Origin of the sequence: Fredinandcohnia onubensis (genome assembly GCF_002734285.1) — a bacterium.
Taxonomy (GTDB): domain Bacteria; phylum Bacillota; class Bacilli; order Bacillales; family Bacillaceae_L; genus Ferdinandcohnia; species Ferdinandcohnia onubensis_A.
This window is the reverse complement of the sequence record NZ_NSEA01000019.1, coordinates 98,324-120,482: the sequence shown is the minus strand read 5'-3', so window position 1 is coordinate 120,482 and position 22,159 is coordinate 98,324. Positions and strand designations below refer to the sequence as shown.

The 22,159-nt window shown below is 37.4% G+C and carries 18 protein-coding genes; 2 read left to right on the top strand and 16 right to left on the bottom strand.

Annotated features, from left to right (window positions below; translation table 11 throughout):
• Positions 1-48: 48 nt before the first annotated feature.
• From CKJ95_RS17855 to CKJ95_RS17815, 9 genes are all read right to left on the bottom strand, one after another.
• The gene (locus CKJ95_RS17855; protein WP_099354789.1) at positions 49-1,278 is read right to left on the bottom strand and encodes an ester cyclase; all 1,230 of its coding nucleotides are present in this window, start codon (positions 1,276-1,278) and stop codon (positions 49-51) included.
• A gap of 47 nt (positions 1,279-1,325) precedes the next feature.
• Positions 1,326-2,351 carry a LacI family DNA-binding transcriptional regulator gene (locus CKJ95_RS17850; protein ID WP_099354788.1) on the bottom strand — a complete coding sequence of 342 codons (1,026 nt, stop codon included), beginning with the start codon at positions 2,349-2,351 and terminating at the stop codon, positions 1,326-1,328.
• A 41-nt stretch (positions 2,352-2,392) separates the two neighbouring features.
• Positions 2,393-3,283, bottom strand: a complete 891-nt coding sequence (locus tag CKJ95_RS17845; RefSeq protein WP_257215846.1) for a carbohydrate ABC transporter permease — start codon at positions 3,281-3,283, stop codon at positions 2,393-2,395.
• Entirely contained in the window at positions 3,274-4,152 is an 879-nt protein-coding gene (locus CKJ95_RS17840) for a carbohydrate ABC transporter permease (protein WP_099354787.1), read from the bottom strand. The genes CKJ95_RS17845 and CKJ95_RS17840 overlap by 10 nt, the downstream gene beginning before the upstream one ends.
• Positions 4,153-4,324: 172 nt before the next feature.
• Positions 4,325-5,671 (bottom strand): ABC transporter substrate-binding protein, encoded by a 1,347-nt coding sequence (locus CKJ95_RS17835; RefSeq protein ID WP_099354786.1) that lies wholly within the window; start codon positions 5,669-5,671, stop codon positions 4,325-4,327.
• Between the two features lie 249 nt (positions 5,672-5,920).
• Positions 5,921-6,541, bottom strand: a complete 621-nt coding sequence (locus CKJ95_RS17830; RefSeq protein WP_099354785.1) for a hypothetical protein — start codon at positions 6,539-6,541, stop codon at positions 5,921-5,923.
• A 46-nt stretch (positions 6,542-6,587) separates the two neighbouring features.
• Entirely contained in the window at positions 6,588-8,024 is a 1,437-nt protein-coding gene (locus CKJ95_RS17825; protein ID WP_099354784.1) for an aldehyde dehydrogenase family protein, read from the bottom strand.
• Between the two features lies 1 nt (position 8,025).
• Positions 8,026-9,222 carry an iron-containing alcohol dehydrogenase gene (locus CKJ95_RS17820; RefSeq protein WP_099354783.1) on the bottom strand — a complete coding sequence of 399 codons (1,197 nt, stop codon included), beginning with the start codon at positions 9,220-9,222 and terminating at the stop codon, positions 8,026-8,028.
• A gap of 334 nt (positions 9,223-9,556) precedes the next feature.
• Positions 9,557-10,456, bottom strand: coding sequence for an AEC family transporter (locus CKJ95_RS17815; protein ID WP_099354782.1), 900 nt, complete (start codon positions 10,454-10,456; stop codon positions 9,557-9,559).
• 225 nt (positions 10,457-10,681) lie between these two features.
• Between CKJ95_RS17815 and CKJ95_RS17810 the strand changes: the two genes are divergently transcribed.
• Positions 10,682-11,518 carry an isocitrate lyase/PEP mutase family protein gene (locus CKJ95_RS17810; RefSeq protein WP_099354781.1) on the top strand — a complete coding sequence of 279 codons (837 nt, stop codon included), beginning with the start codon at positions 10,682-10,684 and terminating at the stop codon, positions 11,516-11,518.
• A 505-nt stretch (positions 11,519-12,023) separates the two neighbouring features.
• Positions 12,024-12,368, top strand: a complete 345-nt coding sequence (locus CKJ95_RS17805; RefSeq protein WP_099354780.1) for a hypothetical protein — start codon at positions 12,024-12,026, stop codon at positions 12,366-12,368.
• A gap of 227 nt (positions 12,369-12,595) precedes the next feature.
• On the opposite strand, the gene CKJ95_RS17800 is transcribed toward CKJ95_RS17805, so the two are convergent.
• From CKJ95_RS17800 to CKJ95_RS17765, 7 genes are all read right to left on the bottom strand, one after another.
• Positions 12,596-14,437 (bottom strand): bifunctional diguanylate cyclase/phosphohydrolase, encoded by a 1,842-nt coding sequence (locus CKJ95_RS17800; protein WP_099354779.1) that lies wholly within the window; start codon positions 14,435-14,437, stop codon positions 12,596-12,598.
• 166 nt (positions 14,438-14,603) lie between these two features.
• On the bottom strand, positions 14,604-15,197 hold the full coding sequence (locus tag CKJ95_RS17795; protein ID WP_099354778.1) for a DUF5317 domain-containing protein: 594 nt from the start codon (positions 15,195-15,197) through the stop codon (positions 14,604-14,606).
• A gap of 747 nt (positions 15,198-15,944) precedes the next feature.
• The gene (locus tag CKJ95_RS17790) at positions 15,945-17,069 is read right to left on the bottom strand and encodes an IS110 family transposase (RefSeq protein ID WP_099354777.1); all 1,125 of its coding nucleotides are present in this window, start codon (positions 17,067-17,069) and stop codon (positions 15,945-15,947) included.
• Between the two features lie 989 nt (positions 17,070-18,058).
• Positions 18,059-18,583 (bottom strand): type 1 glutamine amidotransferase domain-containing protein, encoded by a 525-nt coding sequence (locus tag CKJ95_RS17780; protein ID WP_099354775.1) that lies wholly within the window; start codon positions 18,581-18,583, stop codon positions 18,059-18,061.
• Positions 18,584-18,995: 412 nt separating this feature from the next.
• Positions 18,996-20,321 carry an alpha-glucosidase/alpha-galactosidase gene (locus CKJ95_RS17775; protein ID WP_099354774.1) on the bottom strand — a complete coding sequence of 442 codons (1,326 nt, stop codon included), beginning with the start codon at positions 20,319-20,321 and terminating at the stop codon, positions 18,996-18,998.
• Positions 20,322-20,345: 24 nt separating this feature from the next.
• Positions 20,346-21,272, bottom strand: coding sequence for a carbohydrate ABC transporter permease (locus tag CKJ95_RS17770; protein WP_099354773.1), 927 nt, complete (start codon positions 21,270-21,272; stop codon positions 20,346-20,348).
• Positions 21,269-22,153 carry a carbohydrate ABC transporter permease gene (locus CKJ95_RS17765; RefSeq protein ID WP_099354772.1) on the bottom strand — a complete coding sequence of 295 codons (885 nt, stop codon included), beginning with the start codon at positions 22,151-22,153 and terminating at the stop codon, positions 21,269-21,271. The genes CKJ95_RS17770 and CKJ95_RS17765 overlap by 4 nt, the downstream gene beginning before the upstream one ends.
• Between the last annotated feature and the right edge of the window lie 6 nt (positions 22,154-22,159).

Genomic DNA, 22,159 nt, shown 5'->3' with positions numbered 1-22,159 from the left:
CTTATTTATGAGTTAAAAAAGAGGCAGGCATAAGACTGCCTCTACTTCTTATGAAACTCCTGTGAAATTCCCGTCTTCACTATCTGCCTCGTTTTGAACATTTTCATCTTCATCAGGTAAATGGATTTGTCGTAGCACTTCCATTCCATCAAATAACAGCCACTCTTCAGCAATTTTTTCATTACGAACTTTATAATGACTAATACCATGAATATCAATCGGCTTCCCGCTCGGAGCACCGAAATAACCTGTTCCTTCATGAAGGCCTTGGATTCTCCATCTTACGGCTACATCCCAATCACTATCTGATCCTCTCTTGTTACAGGTCACACGCTCTAAAATAACCTTGCCATTAGGAACAGATGCAAATAGGCTTATAAACATCCCTTGAATCTCACTAATCCCCGTAATATCTCGATTACAAACATAGTGAATAACGGCATTATCCTCATAATACTCTCTAACATAATTAAACGAACGTCTTGCCCAAATCCGATTAAAGACCAGCTGCATGAATTCTCCAATTTCGAACTCATCTGATGATGGCTCATAAATTTTTGGTGGAAGTCCGATCTCTGCTGTTTCGTTATTCCCAAATGGTAGAGAAGGGGCAAGTTTTTGTGTGCTCTTTGCGATTTTCTTCGCGATATCAACAGGGTCTAATCCAAGTTGTTTCACTAGATGATACGTGTCCATGACCAACCATTCTTCATAAATTTTATTATTCAAAATCAAGCAATCGGCGCTCGTACGAAAAACGACTTTTTTACCTGTTGGTTTGCCATATAATAAGCTATCACCTAAATGAGTGGCATTGGATCTTCCTCGGTGAGATGTAAAAAATCCATCCACGTCATTACCGGACCAAATGACACTCCATCCTAATCCTTTTCTATCAGGGAAAGTATGTAAGGTTTGAAGGGTTCCTGAAATGACTTCATTCACTCCATGGCTATTTACAAGACCCTTATGTACACTCACACTCGTGCTGTACGTATCATAGATCAACCCAATATCTTTCTCTTTCCAAATTTGGCGAGTAATTTTCACAATATAATCAACGATGTTGTTATATTCTGGGTTAAATCCTCTCATGCTTTGCTTTTTTTGTTCAGATTCTTCTAGATGAATGTAATCAAAATCATCCTTCGTATCGATCATATTCACTTCATTTGCATCCGCATAATGAATGAAGTTTGGTGATTTTGATAAAGAAAGATCCATTTTGATTTTTTTAGTTGGAGTTACATTTCTTACTTCTGTTTTTGTTTCAGCCATGGTAACCATCCTTTTTGTAAATATTTTTTGCTATAAATCAGGGTATTTTAAGTATTCTGAACTATCAATTCAGAAGATGTCTTACGGATAATTAATTCTGGTTCAATGATTAATTGAATGGGTTTCTTAATCAAGTCCCCTTTTTCAATCAATAATAATAATTTTTCTAAAGCAAGGGTTGCTAGTCTCTCTTTATGATGAGAAACCGTTGTTAGTGAAATATATTGATTCGAAGATAAATCCATATTATCAAAACCAATTACCGACAAATCCTTCGGAATATCCATACCTTTATAAGCTGCAACATCTAATATGGTTAGTGCGATATTGTCTGAAGAGGCAAAAATGGCAGTAGGTCGGTCATCAGTTGATAATAGATTATCTACAAAATGATAGACATTTTCATACACTAGCTCGCCATTATAAATGTTTCCATCCTTGACTGGAATATCGTGTAAGGCTAAAGCTTCTTTGTACCCAAAATACCTTTGAGAAATAGCCGAGTATTTAAAAGGCCCGGATATAAACGCAATGTTCCTATGTCCGATATTGATCAAGTATTCAACGGCGATTTGTGCACCCTTCTTATTGTCTAAAACAACATAGTTGACATTCTCACCTTCGATGTAATTGATAAATAAAAGGGTTGGTATCTTTCCATTGCAGAGATTTTGAATATGCTCCTGGTTATGCGAACTTACGGATGTAATTAACAGTCCATCCACTCTTTTGCTTAATAATGTTTCAATCGCTGTTTCCAGGTTTTGATCATCATGATTTGTGTTACTGATAATCACGTTATAGCCTTTACTTTGAGCTTTCTCAATGATGATTTTTGCTGTTTCCGCAAAATAGGGATTTGAGATATCTCCGACTATTAAACCAAGCGTATTGGTTCTTTTAGTAATCATACTTCTAGCAACTGCATCAGGTGTAAAATTTAACTCTTTTATGGTTTTCATTACTTCCTGTTTTGTTGATTCTTTTACGTTGGGATAACCATTTAATACTTTTGAAACCGTAGATTGCGAAACATTCGCTAATTTAGCTATATCATTAACGGTTATTCTCATTAAACAACTTTCCTTTCCATCCTCCTTTTCGGAAAAATCCCTTATTTTACACTGCCTGATGTCATACCAAGTATGAATTGTTTACGTACAATCATCATTAAGACTACAGTTGGAAGTACAAAGATGATTCCTGCTGCCGCCATTTCATTCCAAAGTACACCCTTTTCTCCATTAAAGAAGGATAATGCAACTGGTAATGTAACCGCATCTTGTTGGGTTAGGATCAGGGCAAACATGAATTCGTTCCACGTAATAACAAAACAGAAAACAGTTGCTGTAATAATTCCCGGTTTTGCAAGCGGAAGTAGGATATGCCATAAAACTTGGAGACGGTTTGCACCATCAATGGTTGCTGCTTCTTCCATATCAACCGGAATACGGTCAATAAAACCTTTTGTTAACCAAATCGCATAGGGTATGGTGTGCCCCAAGTTAACTATGATTAAAGCAAGTGACGTGTCTAACATCCCCCAATCGCGAAACATTGTAAAAAACGGAATGACATTTACGATTAATGGAATAAACTGTGTCGCAAGGATAGCAAACAAAAAGAGTTGCTTACCTGGAATCCGAAAGCGTGAAAGACTATAAGATGCTAACACACTGACCGGAACGGTTATGAAAAGCGTCACAGCTACAACAACCAAACTATTAGAATAGTATTTTCCTAAATTGAAAGAGGAACTGAATAAATTTGTAAAATTATCAAATGTCGGCTGAAATAAGATGCTAGTTGTGTAAGCTTCTGCCTCCGGTTTAAAAGCCGTAATTAAGATCCATAGAATCGGGAGAAATAAAAAGGCACAAACAAGAATGACACCTATGATTTCTAATAAGAATCCTAGTTTCATTGATTGTTTCTTTTTTGTCTTCTGAAATACAAGTGGATTAATTGGATTTGGTGTCGATAATTCCTTTTTTATCAATTCCATTCATCTCCCTTCACCAATCTTCTCATGTATATAATGACAAATAGAATTGTTATGAGTGCCAAAATATACCCAAGCGCAGAGGAATAACCCATATCAAAGAATCTAAATCCAGTCTTATAGATGAAAAAGTTTAATACTTCAGTTGATCCACCAGGTCCACCCTGTGTCATAGTAACAACCGGATCAAATGCTTTAAGGGAAAACATTGTCATTAGGATAGTAGCGATTAGTATAATGGGTTTTAGCATTGGAAGGGTAATTTTGAATAAGGTTTGAAGAGAAGTAGCTCCATCAACCTGTGCTGCTTCAAATACTTCCCTTGGCATTCCCATCACACCACTTATAAACATCAAGCTCATGAACGGGAGCCAGATCCAGACGACAACTGAGATAAGTGCAATCATAGCGGTAAGTCCAGTACCTAACCACACAACATCTGAGAATGCTGGAATGAAGAAATCGATAATCTTGTCAAACAGACCGTAGTCAGAGTTAAGCATAAATCTCCAAGAGTAACCAATTAATGCCGGGCTCATGGCAAATGGGATGATAAGGACAACTCGTAAATAGGAGAGATATGTCTTTTCCTTACTCAATAACAAAGCAACCATAATACTTAAAACGATGGTAAAAAGTACGGTAAATCCTGAAAATATAACAGTGACACCAACACTATTCCAAAATTGTGAATCCGTAAACGCCCTTATGTAATTATCAAAACCTATAAAAGGGCCCATCTCTGCAGAAACTTTTAAATCCCATTTATGTAAACTAATCCAGAATGATTTCAACAAGGGATAAAAAGTGGTAGCTGCAATTAATAATAAAGCCGGTGCCAATAATACATATTTAAATAGCTTATTACTCACTTTAGCTTCCCCCTAATGTTTGAGACAAACATTGATTTTTTTAGGCTATTCATTTCATTGTGATTTTAAATCACACCTATCTTATTCGTATTTTGCTTGTTTACAAGATACACACTATGAGAATGTTGTTAACTCCTCATAGTGCATATCGGATTTAAATCCTTACAATTTTTTAGTATCCCGCGTCTTTTAATAGCTTTTCAACTTGTTCAGCTGCTTTATTTAAAGTTGGTTCCACAGGCTTTCCAGTTGCCATATCAGAAATGGCTTTACTAATAATATCCGCTACTTGTGGCCACTCTTTAATGTTTGGTAAAGTTTTCGCATTTTCAAAGTTTTCAGCAGCTGTGTTATAGAAATTATCGGATAACTCGTTTAACTCAGCATTTTTTAAATTCTCAACTTGCGTAATAACAGGTGACTTCTGGTCTGAAGGACTTTCATTTTTCAATGATTTCAGTACTACATCTAGTTCCTCTTCAGGCTCAGATAACCACTTTAATACTTCCCATGCTGCTTCCTTATTTTTAGATCCCTTCATCATGGCAATCGGGAATGTTGAAACGTTCACGCCTTCATACGATTGTCCTTCCCAAGTAGGGACAGTTGCGAAATGTACATTGCCTACAACATCTTCAGCAGATGTTCCTGCATCATTGAACTCTGAGTACACCCACCACCAGCCAAGCCACATTGCTGCTTTACCTTGTTTGAAGTATGTTCGTGAATCTTGTTCACCAAAGGTTACAGATTCAGGTGGTGCAACTTTGTCTGTTACTAGAAGGTCCAAGTATCTTTGTGTTGCCTCAAGTCCTTCTGGGCTATTAAAAATAGGTTTCATGTTTTCATCAAAAATGTCTCCACCGTTACTCCATAGATACGAAGTCCACATAAACAAATTCTGACCATTATTTCCAGCACCATAATATGGAGCTATTGCATATAAATCTGTTTCTTCCGTAATCTTTTTGTTAACCGCATCAAATTCTTCCCACGTTTTCGGAACTTCCAATCCTAGTTGGTCGAAGATATCCTTTCTATAGAAAAGCATTTGAACATGTGCTCTAACTGGTAAGCTATATACCTGATCATCAAAAGTAGAAAGTTCAACTATAGAAGAAGGCCAGCGATCTGTATTAAAATTATCCTTCTCCATATATTCATCAAGAGGCTCTAAAAATTGTGTAATGGAAGAACCCATTGAATCTAGGAAAACGACTAGGTCATATCCCCCACCATTTGCAATTCCGTCGGCCGTAATATCCTCTAGTAAGTTGTTGTATGGTGTTTCCATAAACTCGATTTCAATCCCAGACTCCTCGGTGAAATCCTTACTCCTAGCTTTCCATGCGTTAAACTGTCCAACATCTCCAGCAGATAATAATACTTTGACTGGTTTTCCTTCTGCATTACCATCCCCAGAACCATTGTTAGAGCTTGAATTACTGCATCCTGCAATAAGAAGTGTTAGCATTACTAGTAGAATAACGGCTAAACGAAAGTTTCTTCTTTTTCCCATTCTCATGTTCCTTTCTATATTTGGTTTTTCGATTTCACGAAAGGGCTTACTAAAATGTTGAATGCGGATTCAGGAATACGTATTCCAAAATCAATAAAAATTAAAAGTGGGTACATATCAATTACCACTTATTTATAGGACATTGTTTCGGAATACGTATTATTTTGTTGATACTATAGTAACCTCGTAAACTCGGGCTTGTCAATCAGAGTATTTAGATTTTTCGAAACAGATACAATTAGTGAAATCTTATTTTTCACCCATTTTTAGCTTTTCCGCCATTTCTTTTTCCAAAAATTCAAAGTTATCTGGTTTGATCATTTTGCCTAATTCATCAGCTTTAAAACCATACTTGGCAGCCTCTTTGATAACCTTCGGAGACCAATAAGGATCCTTTCCTTCGAATACCTCATGTTGTTCTAGCACCGCGAAAATCCATGCATCTTCATCACTAATATTTTCAAAACCTCTCCATAAGCCTGGTGGTAAAGAAATTAAATCCCATTGTTCAATAATTGTTTCTCCCTCAATCTCATCTGGGCTGTTTCCCCAATAAAAACGCCATTTTCCAGTTAACGGAAGGAATGCTTCAATGTAATCATGTGTATGATAGGCTGGACCATTTCCCTTTGGTGCTTTAACCATTCCAATTTGAAAGCCATGTGGTTCTGTAATGTGTGGTGTAAAATTATCATTTTCACTAGCTGTATCACCGATTAATGTATAGTTTAGACGTTGATGACCAGGAATGATACTATCGATAAACATTAAAGGAATAGCCTGTGTCTTCATATTGTCAAATCGTACAACCCAGTTGTTTTCCATCTCTTCATTTGTATATCTTTTTACCTCAGGTTTTTGAACAGTCATAATAAATCTCCTCCATATTTATTAAATTTATTGATTAATAGATTTTTTAAATGTTAAATACAGCTAACTTTAGCTCTGTCATTTCTTCCATTGAATACTTAATCCCTTCACGACCGGTTCCGCTGTTTTTCACTCCACCATATGGCATATGGTCTACTCTAAAAGATGGAATATCATTTACAATAACCCCTCCAACTTCTAAGCTATCAATGGTGTGAAATGCCTTTTGCACGTCCGTCGTAAAGATACCTGCTTGCAGCCCATAAGAAGAGTTGTTTACCAAATTAATAGCTTCGTCAAAGGTTTTATAAGGGTTAATCGATACAATTGGTGCAAATGCCTCTTGGCAGCTTACCTCTTGATTTGAGTCTACGTTTGTTATAACCGTTGGCTGTAACAAGGCACCTTCCCTTTTACCACCATAGATGACATTACTTCCTGATTTTCTTGCCGCTTCAATCCAATTTTCAACACGCTCTGCTTCTCTTTGATGGATTAAAACGGATAAATCAGTGTCTTCTTCTGCAGGATCTCCAACAGTGAGTTGTTTTGTTTTTTCTACAAATCTCTGAACAAATTCATCAAATAAGTCTTCTTGAACATAGATGCGTTGGATGGAAATACAAACCTGACCCGCAAAGGCAAAAGAGCCTTCCACACATCGTCCAACAACATGATCCAGGTTGTTTGCGCTATCAACAATGACTGCTGAATTTGATCCAAGTTCTAGTGTCACTTTCTTTAATCCAGCCTTATTTCTAATTCCTAACCCCACATCAACACTTCCAGTGAAGGTTACCATTTTAATCCGGCTGTCAGTAACCAGAATGTCGCCTATTTTACTCCCCTGTCCTGTAACTACATTAAGAGCTCCTTTAGGTAAACCAGCCTTTTCAAAAATTTCTGCTGTCATAAAGGCACTTAGTGGAGTTTGTGAAGCAGGCTTCAAAATAACCGTATTTCCAGTGGCTATTGCTGGTCCAAGCTTATGAGCTACTAGATTAAAAGGAAAGTTAAAAGGAGTAATAGCCGCAATGACCCCAAGTGGTTCACGCTTGGTAAAAGCAAATTTACCTGCTCCATTTTTGGCTGCATCCATCGGGATTGTTTCTCCATGTATCCTTTTTGCTTCTTCTGCTGCAAACTTATATGTCTCAATCGTTCGAGTAATCTCAGCCCTAGCTGCTTTTAACGGTTTTGCATTCTCTTTTGTGAGAATAAGTGCACATTCTTCAAATCGTTCTTTAAAGATTTCAACGACTCGTTCCAAAATCTCTGAGCGTTCAAGGGCTGTCAGTTTTCTCATTTCCTTTTTTGCTTGCTCTGCAGAATCGATAGCTTTTACTACATCTTCCTTTTCTGCTATTGGAATTTGTGCGATTACTCTATCTTGATAAGGGGATTTCAAATCAGAATACTGATTCGCTTCCTTCCATTCTCCACCAATAAATAGCTTTTCTTTATCTGCATGTACCGTTTTCATTTTATTTCCCTCCTTTCCCTTTAAAAGCATTTTGATAAATTTTTAGGATTTTTTGTTCGCCTAAATTGTATGGTGTATTTCGTAACAAACGATCGATCTTACTAGCTTGTTCTGCCAGTGCTGGTAAGGATTCCTCTGGAACACCTAATTGTGATAATGAGGTTGGGAGATCTAAGTCAACCAAAAGGTCATATAAGTAATCTACAAGTACTTCCAAAGAGTCTTGTTGTCTTACATGGGAATCTCCAATTCCTAAAAATGCTGTAATATCCTTTATATCTTCTAAACAAGCCGTACCGATGACTTCAAATACAAATGGCATTAAGAGAGCATTCGCAACACCGTGTTCAATATGGTATTGTCCACCAAGTGGATATGCAAGCGCATGAACGGCACCTACACCAGCATTCGCTAAACCTACACCTGCTAACGAACTTACCCAACTCATGCCAGTACGGGCTTCAATATCATTGCCATAGTGTACAGCCTTTGTAATATGAGAAGGAAATAGTCGAATTGCTTTTTCTGAATAAATTCTAGTTAAAGGAGTTGCTTTCGTTGAAATATACGATTCTATCGCATGTGTTAGAGCATCTACTCCCGACGCTGCTGTCACTCTTGGTGGACATGAAAGGGATAATTCTGGATCGATGATAGCTACATCTGGAAGTAAAACCGGGCTAACGATTCCCCTCTTTACTCCTTGGGTTTCATCACCGAAAATGGCATTCATTGTCACTTCAGAACCTGTTCCAGATGTTGTTGGTAAAAGAATACAATTGATTGTGCGGGCTTCAATTGTTTTTTCTCCGCTTATGTAGGGTGATAAATCTTCTTTTCCAGATAAAGCAGCTGTTGCCTTTGCTACATCAAGTGCACTCCCACCCCCAATACCGACGATTAAATCACAATTCTCACTTTCAATGACTTGAACTGCATCCTGTAACATTTGAAACGTCGGCTCTCCAGAAATATTCGTGTATGTAACAAGTGAAATAGGTAGTGGCTCAAGAAGCGCAGTCACTTTATTTACTAAGCCAGCTTTTTCAAGTCCTTTGTCACTTATGATGGCAACTCTTTTAGCATCAAACTTTTCTATTGAATCTACTAAGGTTGACAAGGAACCTACTCCAAATCGAAAGACATCTGGCATTCTGAAATCAGTACCGACTGAAACGACACTTTGTTCTTTTATCATGATTCACCTCTTCCTTTGAATGCGGATTCAAAAGGTTGAAAAAATTTTTGAATCCGCATTCAATATGTATGTGGCTCGAATAAAGAATACGTATTCTTAATCACTATCTTAATAGTGAAAAATAATATTGTCAATAAAGAATATTCTAAATTTTAAGAGTGGTCGACATTTGGGTTGAGGATGAGTCCCTGTCGGGTCGCGGCCTGTCACTGGGATCAAGTCTTTTGGGGTGGGTCACGGGGACAGGTCCCTTGTCCTACCATTTTTTTCCTTTTGGGACGAGGGACCTGTCCCTCCGTCCCACTCGACAAACTTCGGGGCGTCACTGTGACCGCTACATCCAATAGATTACAAACGGAATTGAAATCAAGCTAAGCAAAGTTGTCACAAGAGTTGTAAATGAGATTAAATCTGGCTTGCAATCGAATTGAACAGCTAACATGGTTGTGTTCGCTGCAACTGGCATGGCGGCCAAGAGAATAAAAACATGTTTAATGAGCTCGCTAACGGGCATGATTTGAACTAAAGCTAGAGCAAGTAGCGGTGAAACCACCATACGTAATAGTGTAATACTACTCACATATTTTAAATTAAATTTTTGCGGTTTAATTTCAGCCAACTGCATTCCCAGAATTAACATTACGACTGGAATGGATGCACTTCCTACCATACTGATTCCATCTATAATCGTGGAGGGTAATGGTATATTAGCAATCTGGAAGATTACCCCTAATACAGCCCCGTACATGACTGGCATTCTAGTCAACCGAATTAATGCTCCTTTTAGTCCAGTTGAATTTGCCCCACCTAGGGATGCAAGAAAAATGCCCAGTGAATTGATTAAAAATGCATGAATCACCATAATAATAATGGCATAATCAAAAGCAATCGCACCAAATGCAAATAATGCCACTGGCGCTCCATAATTCCCGCTGTTCGGAAAAATACTCCCTAGCTGCAAGGCAGACATATGCGGTCGATCTACTTTTAATAACTTCCCAGTCAAGAAGGTAAAAACGACTAACATAACAGTAAGCAATACTGTAAAAACAAACATATAAAAATAATCCGCGTTTAATTGATTCGTATAAAACGTATCAAAGGTTAAAAAAGGTAATAACAAATATAGAGATAACTTTGAAATCGATTTAATATCAAATTTGAGGGCCTTTTGCCCAATAAATCCTGTAGTGAATATTAGGAATGCAGGTAAGACAATTAATAATAACTCCATCTGAGATTTCCTTCCATATTTATACTAATATCTTATTCTACCACAGTGGGTCAAGCATGGATCGCAGCGCTTTTGACTATCATTGGGTGGTGGGCTCCGTGGGTCGCGGGGACAGGTCCCTTGACCCACCATTTCCTTACAGGTACGAGGGACCTGTCCCTCCGTCCCAGAAATAAGTTACAATAAAATTATAGTTTTGATTCGAAATTAGAGAGGAGATTAGCGATGATAAGTGAACAGCTAATAGCTAAAGTAGAGCGTTTTCGGGCTCTACATAAGGGGCCGAACACCATGATTCTACCGAATGCATGGGATGTAATTAGCGCAAAAATGTTCGAGGAATGTGGATGTAAGGCAATTGGGACAACTAGTGCGGGGATTGCGATGTCGCTTGGGTATCCTGATGGACAAGAGATACCATTTGAGACAATGTTAAGTGTAATCAGAAATATGGTCAACGCGGTTGACGTACCAGTAAGCGCCGACATTGAATCAGGTTATGGAAAAACGACGAAGGAAGTTTTACATACAATCGAACAGCTAATAGCCGCAGGAGTGGTCGGTATTAATCTTGAGGATGGGACTGGTGACGCTAGTTCTCCGCTTTATGACCCTCTACTACAGCAGGAAAAGATTTCAGCCATTAGAGAGTACTGTGATTCAATTGGGTTTCCTTTGTTTATCAATGCACGCACGGATATATTCTGGCTGAATATAGGCGAACCAGAATCTCGTATTGATGAAGCCATTCATCGCGTAAAACTATATGAAGAAGCAGGTGCAGATTGTGTCTTCGTCCCTGCTCTGAAAAATCTAGACGAAATCAAAAAACTACGAGATACGGTCAATTGTCCAATTAATCTATTAGCAGTCCCAGGACTCCCATCAATAGGGGAACTATCGGAATTTGGAATTGAAAGAGTAAGTACTGGCTCAAGTCCATTCCGCGCCAGTGTATCCCTACTGAAACAAATCGGCGACGAAATCGTAAACCAACGTACATTTAACAAAATGACAGACAATGTGCTCTCTTATGGTGAGGTATCCGGTTTAGTGGAATAGTGGGTCAAGGTGATTTGGGTCATGGGGACAGGTCCCTTGACCCATTATATTTTCACCTAGGACAAGGGACCTGTCCCTCCGACCCTATGCTAGAATAACAATTTGATAGTATAACAGTTTCACTTTCAAAACCCATTCCCTTACAAAGACAATTCAAACAAACGATTGAATAAATTTATAGTTTCACGCCACATCTGATTTAGATCGTTAAACAAACGTTTGTTTGAAATCGATATTTTCAAAAATATCCCGATTAGTACAGATTTCTGCCAATCGGGATTTTTATATTCTGTTATAATATGTCTTTTTAACCCTTTGATCCCTCATCCCCTTAGTATAAAAGATGTTTCAAAACGAAAAAGAACCCCCAAATAACTAAAAAATAAACAAAACTACAAAGTTTCCGAGCAAACAGGAATGATTATGAAGAAAAGTAGCACACTCTTATATAGATATAAAAAATAATTGGAATTCTAAACGGACCATCAAAGGAGTGATAAAAAAAATGGATGTAATGCAATGGTGTCGAAATTATTTGTTTATTACTGAAGGAACTACTGAAAAGGTAGAAAAAAAGGTGGAGCATCTACTTAACACCGTTTTGGATAAAAAAGACGACTATCAAAAGGAAAAATTTATCAAGACGTTTTGTGATCATCTGTCTTGCTACGAGGGACTTCTTTTATATCAACGGAGAATTCACCCTGATCAGATACCTCACAACAGCGCCGCTTTTGCTCAAAATAAGGACGACAACCTGCGGAAATTAAATGAGGTAAAAAACAGGATGGAGTCACAAATCGAACGTCTAGCCTCTCATTTTACTGAATTTATGAGTTTTCCTTACTAGAACTAGAACATCCAAAATGGAAAACCACCTTCCCGTATGGGTTGCCTACACATTTATGCATTTCTTTAATAGAGTACTAAAAGTCTCCTTTTGTAAGCCTTGATAATCTTTTATTGGTAAGTATAGAAAAAAGCCCACTTGGGCTTTTTTCTATACAATAGTATTCGTATTTTAAGTTGTGGGACAAGGGACCTGTCCCACTGTCCCATTCGACAAACTTCGGGGCGTCACTGTGACCGCAATACAAGTTCTTCTTTTATTTGGTTTGCATATTTCTCTTCAATCATGCCGATGAAGGGTTCGACTAGGGTTGGGTCAAATTGAGTTCCTGAGCATTTTCTTAGTTCTACGATGGCTTCTGTGAACGTTTTTGTCTTTTGGTATGGGCGTTCTGTTGTCATTGCGTCAAAGGAATCGCACACACATAGTATTCTAGCCAGCTTCGGTATTTTTTCACCTTGCAAACCATGCGGATAGCCTTTTCCATCGAAACGTTCATGATGCAACTCGACTAATGGAATCAAAGGCTCCAATTTTTTATTGGTCGAGATAATTTCTTTCCCCCAGGTTACGTGTTTCTTCATCATTTCCCATTCATGGGGTTCGAGTTTTCCTTTTTTATTGATAATATCACGAGGAATTTCTAGTTTACCAATATCATGAATAAGAGCACCTAATATTAACGTCTTCTTTTCAGATTCACTTAAATCTAGTCTACTACTGAAATCAACCGCATATTGGAATACGCGCTTACTATGACGATAGGTATACACATCTTTCGATAAGAAGATTTTCAGCTGTTGTTCAGCTTCGTTTAACTCATTATCGAGATTAATCGCATTTTGAGCAAAGTATTGAGAGTTTTCATCGAATACCTGAACAATGTTTTTCCCTTGTGCTTTCGCATAATACATCGCTTGGTCAGCTTTATTCAATATTTCGGCTGCGTCATACATCCCTTTTTCCCACTCCACAACGCCTGCTGAAAAAGATAGACAGCTATATGGAAGTGCTTCTACACCTTTGAAATAGCTGTTATTAACTTTTTTTCGGAATGAATTAACGAATGCCAATCCGTCGTCCACCGTTGTGTTCGGCATGACAATTGAAAATTCTTCCCCACCGTATCGCCCAACGATATAGTCATGTATATTCGCTTCATTTTCTAGGATTGAACCGAAAAATGTTAGTAAATGGTCACCCTGAATATGACCATACAAATCATTATATTTTTTAAAATCATCTATATCTAAAAGCGCTATGCTAACAGGCGTTCCATTTTCCCTAGCACTTGATATTTCTTCATCAAATAATTCTTTAAAATAACCATGATTATTTAAACCTGTTAAGAAATCCTTATTCGCCTTATCTGAAATCTCTTGATAGAGCTTAAAATGCTGATCGAATGCAGCTGATAACAGTAAAGCAATACATACGAATAGAAAGAGGCCAAATATCCCTTCTGCTTTTAGCAAGATTCCAAGAATCAAGGGTAGTAACAGCGTCGTGAAATAACTAATCACAAATGTTTTATCAGTAGTGACCCCTTTAATGACGTTCTCAATACTACCGCTACCATAAAGAAAGAAATAAGAAATAATAAAGAGCATATTGCAAATAAAATAAGTACATAGAGATAGAATATATGGCAGCATGTTGTGTGTATCGATTTCTCCTAATGATCCTCCAGCAAAAACAAGTGAAAAATAGGAGGCAATAATCATAATGGTGTACATTGAGAAATTAAATAAATGCTTCCACCAGACAATTTTCCGTTGAACAAATACATAAATAATACTTGATAATGCCAATACAAAAAGTGTTAAATCTAGTCCATACATAAACAAACTAGCAAGATAAATCGAAGAATCTAATGAAAGTGTATTATCTTTTGGTGGGATATAGATAACATGATAATTTAACAGAGTAATGGAACCGATTAATGTAAAAATAATTACCCAGTCCGATAGGGTGATGTTGTTATAATCATAAAAATAGAGGAATGAAAACACCCCTACTATGGAGATAACGCCCGTATATATATTTATTGGTTTGAAGTTTAATTTCATTTTTTATCATCTCTTTAGGTAAAATGGTAGTTAGAGGAGGAATTGATTAGATAGCAATCTCTTCCTCCTTAATTCATTGTTTATCCTAGTTTCCAACCAGATGTAAAAGCAAGTACTACAGATCCAAGGATAATTGTGTTTAGTAGAATACGAGTTACTTTCGTTTTCATGACTTCACCTCCTTCAAAAAGGAGGTCTCACCTTCTATTGGTGCATCCTTACTTTTATGTACCATTAGATATTGGATATATTGGAAGATACCAATATTCATCACAACATCTCCAATACTAATGACTTGAGAACGAGGATACGGATTTGTTAGAGGTATTATATCACCTAAAAATCCTAATCTACTACTCTCTGTGAGGAGTGTATGCTTCGCATAAAGTTCATTTTTTAATGTATCTAAGTAATGTGGATCTAACAGAGCTGCAGCCGACTCTAAAACTGGCATTCTTCCGCCGTTCAAAGCCATAACAAGAAAATTCAAGAATGTCCCGATTAAAATAAGAGTAAAACCAGAATTATGCCGGTTCACCCAAAGAAACGCCATCCCAATCACATAGACAAACATAAAAATATAGCCACTAAGAAACCCTAGCAATTCATACTTATTCTGTAGAAAATAAATAAAAAACTGTAGAAAAACAAGAATCGGAAAAATCCATCCGTATTTCAACTGCAAATCAGCTAATCCTCTCAAACTACCTTTTCGAAAAAAGCCCACAATAATTGATATGAGAATTCCATCAAAAACCATCGTTTTTACCCACCATTTATTAGAATTAAGATTTCATAAGCCATACTTTCCTACTACCAAAGAGGAAAAGTCTACATATTTCACCAATATACTACAAATTATATCAGAAAGTTTCAACATTTACGGGAAAAATTTGACGAAATTGGTGAACGTGTGGGTTATGCGGGTGTGTTCGCGGGGCTACTGGGTTGGGGCGTGTTCCTAGGGCGGTTGTGTGCTGGGTCACAGGGACAGGTCCCTGATATGAACGAAACTGTCAAGTCCACTCCGTATCCCTGGTAATAGTCGCCGTTTTTGGGCGCACTTAAGAAGAGAAGCGTTTTAAGCTTCTTTTCTTTTTTTGTAAATCTTTGAGACATTTTATGTCTAGGGATTTCCCTTCTTAGCTTACAGACTACTTCTCATTCTAAGGATTGTCTGTCAAGTGCTCTCCTTGACTGGCAATCCTTAGAATGAGACACTCTTTGAAGCTAAGAAATAAATTCCTCCTTTATTCAGAAGTTAAAAACACGGCACGAAGGCAAAAATCTAGCTACGGTTAGCACTCTGATATTCGTGGGTTTTCACATTTTATCTTTCCGTATAAAGGACCTTCCACTAACTTGTAACGTGCGTTAGCCTATTTAGACATAGCACAAAGGGACCACGTGGATAATCCTTTCCGGTGTTATTCTTTGCCTTCGGGCCCTATTCTTAAAATCACATAATTTAACATTAGTATTTTATAAATGAATTTTTATCAATAGATTAAGATTCAATTAAAGCTCTAGAGTTCGTATCTATTTCCTGAGTGACTGCCCAGATAAAACCAGCTAGTTCTCTTGCCACTGCCGTTACGGCTTTCCCACTTTCTTTACCCCTTGATAATAAGCGGAAATACTTTTTATGAAGACGATTTTGTGCTTTCCATGATATAGCTTGAACAACGGCCGACTGACCTTCTTGTCTTCTTTTTAATTCTCCTTTTACTGCAGGTTGATATCGATAACTCCAGGCTGCTTCTATCAGAAGACGACGAACGTGTTTATTCCCTGTTTTCGTAATCTTACCTTGCCTTCGACTCTCACCACTAGAATATTCGCTTGGGATAAGACCTACATATGACATAAATTGTTTAGCCGAGGTAAATCTTTTAAAGGATCCAATCTCTGCCACTAAACTTGTAGCTGTAATAGTTGCCACACCTCTAAGTGATTGAAGAGCTTGAATTACAGGTGCGTGTAAACCTTCGGTTGCTTGAATATCTATTTCTTTCTCTAATCGTTTTATCCGTTGTTCGATCTCTTGGAGTTGATAGTAATATTCTTGGAATACAATTCTAGACGTAGAACGAGTAAATTTTAACTTGTTTAACCAATCCCGATACTTTAGGGTCCATTTGCGAACACCGGTAGGCGGCTTAATATTATGTCTTAATAAAAACTTAGTGAGTCTATGTTTTGCCCTTAATTCATCCTCTTTCGCATCTTCACGAGCACGAACTAAATCTCGAAGAGCTTCATCGTCTTCAGTTGGTACATAAATTGATGTTAATTCACCAGCACGGAATAATTGAGCAAGCCTAACCGCATCCCTTCGGTCTGTTTTAATCCGTTCTCCTGGCTTAGAAGGGATTAGGGACGGTGCGATTACAAAACACTCTATTCCTAAACTTAAGAAAAAACGGTACAATGGGTAACCTGTCGGGCCGGCCTCATAACATACTTTTATCTGTTTTTTATCTCCTAATTTCTTAACTAATTTTCTAATAGCTTCTAAGGAATGTGGGATCATTCCATAATATCTAGGTGCTTCTCTGCCTTCTTCAGCGATCGCAACTGCAATTTTTTCCTTTGAGACGTCTAAACCTACGTATTTTATGGTATCCTTCATAATATAACTAGCTCCTTTCGTAATGTAGCTCTGATTTGGTTTGATTTTTTAATCTCCGTTAAACAGTCTAACCAAATTAACCTACGGGATTACGATAAGGGGCTAGTTTCGTTCATGATAACTTGTCCCAAGGCGTGGCGTGGTGGCAACCTTAACCAAGTAGCCAGTTCATCGCCTATCACATTTCCATTAAGCTTTCCTTTTTCTACTACTGAATAAAAATGTTTAAATAACACACCCTAATAAAAAATTTTAGGGTGGTTACTTTCATGGCAAACTTTTTTAGAATTGCAAATGCAGTTGTGTTGTGGGCTATTGTTATATACTTTCTCCCAAAACAGTCCTTTAAAAGGTTTTTGCCTGTTACTTTATTTTGCTCTTGTATTTTGTTAATACAAACACTCCTAAATCCAATTTTCAACTGGTGGAAGGTTAAAGGAGGTACCAAATATATGGTATTTGATGCCTTAGCCTTTATATTCGGCCCGTTTTTTACAATTAATTTGTGGGTGTTTCATTTTACTTATGGTAAGTTCTCGTTATATGCAGTATGTAATTTAATAATGGATTTAATTTTTGCCTTTCCCTTAAGTGCAGTCTTTCAAAAAATCGGTCATTATAAATTAAAAAAGTTTAATTCTAAAACAATCTTTCTTATTTCCTACTCACTATCTTTATTGAATTATGCTTTTCAGAAATTCATTGAAAAAAATAACTCTGATTTAACTAAACCTGAATCCAGTAGATAAACTGGATTTTTTTAGTATGGTCTTATTCTCATGTTGTAATGTGGTCATACTCTTTAAAGTTTGAGATTCAAAACTTACTTAAAAAATGGCAACCATATAGGTTACCATTTTAGTCTGCATCAATTTATCTAATTCTGTATTAGTTCTTCCCGAACAAGTTCTACAGGAAAATAGGTAGGACGAGCAGTAAACTTTCGACAAACTTCGGGGCTGGGACGAGGGACCTGTCCCTCTGTCCCACTATTTTTGTTCCAGGACGTTAATGAATTCTCTCATGTAATCTGGTAGGTCTGGTGGACGGCGGCTTGAAACAAGATGTCCATCGGTTACAACAGGTTCGTCATACCAAATCGCACCTGCGTTTTCCATGTCATCCTTAATTCCTGGAGTACTCGTAACTTTTTTTCCTTCCAAGATCTTAGCTGAGATCAATACCCAACCTGCATGACAAATCTGTCCGATTGGCTTTTTGGCATCGTTCATTTGCTGAAGCATAGTTAATACTTCAGGAAACCTACGAATTTTATCTGGTGCCCATCCTCCCGGCACTAAAATCGCATCGTAATCTTCTGCTTTTATATCAACATACGCAAATTCGGAAACCGCAGGGACGCCATACTTTCCTATATATTTCTGATTCGCTTCTTCACCAACAAGATCAACAATCGCCCCTTCTTCTCTAAGCCTCATAACTGGGTACCATAGTTCTAAATCTTCAAAGTCGTGATGAACAAGACCGATAATCTTTTTTCCCTTTAAACGCATTACATAACCATCCTTTCAGTTTTTGTTTCATTAATTATACCATTTCAACATGTACCAATCATAGTTACAGACTCGGTCCAAGAGGAGCGATGAAAAAAGTAAAAGGGTACAGGCGGGCTTCTCCTTTCTTATTCTAGGATAGTAATTTGTTAATATAACAGGTTAACGATGTGCTAATTTCCCCTCATAAAATCAATTCAATCAAACGTTTGATTGAATTGAAAATTTCACAGGTGCACTTGGCTGAGCCGTCAAACAAACGTTTGTTTGAAATCGACATTTACAAAAAAAGCCCGATTAGTACAGATTTCTACTAATCAGGCTTTTGGTATTCTATTATAATTTGTAGTTTAGCCTCAATTTGGGACGAGGGACCTGTCCCTCTGTCCCATTGTCGACAAATTTCGGGGCGTCACTGTGACGCTTCAACAAGGTTGTTTTTGTGCAAGTTTCTTCCAGAGGTGAATTCTGGTAATAAATCTCCATGCGCATCGATTAATTCTTTTGTCATATCCCAGATTTCATCAAGTGAAAGAACGGATGCCGTGTGTGGATCCATCATGACCGCTTGATAAACATAATCGATATTTTTAGTGAGAACAGCTTCAACTGTTAGTTGTTGGACATTGATATTTGTCATGTTCATCGCAGCTAATTGTGGAGGTAGTTCACCAACATAGCACGGTTGAATTCCTCCCTTATTAACTAAGCATGGAACTTCGACACATGAATCATTAGGCAAGTTTGTAATCAAACCTGTATTTGCGACATTTCCCCAAATAACACGGTCAGTACCTGTTACGATGGAATGGATAATTGGTGCACCATATTCATGGCTTTTCTCTGCCTCAATGATTTCCCCATTTTCCACTTTAATCTTGGTTTCCTCAAACCTTTTCAGGTTATTTTCGCTTCGACGAATATATTCATCGATAGGAATATCAAACCGTTGAACAAGTTCATCTTTTTTAATAAAGTATGGAGTGTATTCTGACATATGCTCACTTGATTCTGTAACAAAATAATTCAAACGTTTCATCATTTCAAAACGAACTTTATCTTGGCTATAAATTTCTTCTTTCTCCATAGCTTCAAATAGTTTAGGATATAAATCCTCACCATTCTGCTTTAACTCTAAAAACCACGCCATATGGTTAATTCCAGCAACCTTATAATCTAGTTCCTCAACTGGAATATTCAAATAAGACGCGAGATCATCAGCCGTATTTTGAACACTGTGACATAGACCAACCGATTTAATGGATGTTGCCTTAGCTACAGCATGCATTAACATGGCCATAGGATTTGTATAGTTTAATAGGTATGCGTCTGGACAAACCTCCTCCATGTCTTTGCATATGTCTAGCAAAACTGGGATTGTACGCAATGAACGAAATACACCGCCAACACCAAGAGTGTCGGCAATCGTCTGGTTAAGTCCGTATTTTTTCGGAATTTCAAAGTCTTTAACAGTTGCTTCATGCATGCCTACCTGAATTAAATTCAATACAAAGTCTGCATCTCTAAGCGCTTGCTTTCTATCCAATGTAGCAAATACTTGGGCATCTTTCCCTTTGATAAGGTTACTAGCCATTTTTTTTGCGGTATCTAGTCTTTCTTCGTTAATATCTGTTAACCAAAAAGTGGTGTCTGATAGTTCTGGATAAGAGATAATATCGGATATTAATCGTTTCGCGAATACAACACTTCCAGCACCAATAATAGTTACTTTTGTCATAATAAATCTCTCCTCAAATCATATTTATTCCTTCATTCCAGAACCGACAAAGCCCTGAATAAAGTAACGTTGGAAGAACAGAAATACAAGTAAAATTGGGATAATCGATAATAAAGTGAGTGGCATTATTTGAGTCCACTCAATATAATGTTCACCTTTTACCATAGCTAGACCTAATTGGACAGTGTACATACTCTTTTCAGAGACAACAATAAGTGGCCATGCTAATTCATTCCATCTCCACATAAATGTAAAAATAACGAGTACTGCAATTAGAGGCTTTATATTTGGCAAAATCACCTTCGTAAAAATTTTAAATTCACTCGCTCCGTCAATTCTTGCAGCCTCGATTAATGAGTTAGGAATATTTAAAATGTACTGCCTAGCTAAAAACAGCCCAAATGCCTCTGCTGCTCTAGGTACGATTAGACCAGCGTAACTATTGATCCAATCTAATTCTTTTAAAATAAAGAAGTTTGGTACCATTGTGATCTGAACTGGAATCATTAATGTACTAAGTACCATTAAGAATAAAAAGTTTCTTCCTTTGAAGCTGTATTTTGCAAATGCATAGCCAGCCAAGCAGTTGATAAACACAGTAAGCGCCACAGCACAAATACTTACGATTAAAGAATTACCAATATAACCAAGGAAAGGAGCTGCATCTAGTGCATCAATAAAATTACTCCATCTTAGCTCTTCAGGAAAAAGAGTAACATTTTTTGAACTTACCTCTTCAGGAGACTTTAGAGAGGTAGACAACATCCAAAAGAAAGGCAAGATAAATAATAAAGCCATAAAGCTTAAGGCGATAAAGGCAACTGTCTTTTTTACAGAAAATGACCGTTTCCTTCTTCTCTTAGGTTGTACATTTGGAACTTTCCGTAAGTTTCTTGGTGGGTTCGTTTCTGGATGTTCTTCATGAGAAATAGGCGTAGCTGTCGATTTCATGAATCATCCCTCCCTATCCGAAGCTGTATAGCAGTCAATACCATAATCATTAAGAAGAAGACGGTACCAATAGCGGATGCATAGCCCATGTCACCTTCAACAAATGCCTTTTGGTAAATATATTGAACGATTACTGTTGTTGAGAAGCCTGGACCACCATTTGTCATCGTATAGATGAGATCAAAGACCATGAAACCATGAATAACTTCCATCACGATGATGAAGACGGTTGTTGGTTTAATCATAGGAAGTGTAATACTCCAGAACTTCTGCCAATCATTTGCTCCATCCATAACCGCTGCCTCATAAAGACTATCCGGAACAGCTTGGAGTCCTGCTAAATAAATAACTAAACAATAACCAATTCTTAGCCATAGTGTTGTAATGATGATGGCTGGCATTGCCCAAGTCGTTGAAGTTAACCAGTCGACTGAACCAATACCAAAGTAAGAAAGAATTTCATTAAACAATCCATAGTGTGGATTGAACATCCATGTCCAAATGAGCCCTGCTGCTGTCATGGAAACAACAACAGGAGCAAAGAAAATCGTACGAAAGATTGGTCGAAGAGGAATCTTGCGGTTAAGCAAGATTGCCCCTAACAAACCGAATGCAGCACTCAAAGGAACAGTGGCGGCAGTATAATAGACGGTATTGCTAAGCGATGTCCAAAATACTTTATCCGAAAACAGTTTTACAAAATTTTCAAATCCAATGAATATTGGTGCCCCAAGGATACCCCAATCATGAAAGCTAATGTAAAATGTGAAAATGATTGGAATAATCATAAAAACTAAGAATAACAAGACATTTGGTGCTATAAATATATAGGGGGCAATTGCTATTGAGTTCTTTTTATACCAACTTTTCATAAAATACATAGCTAT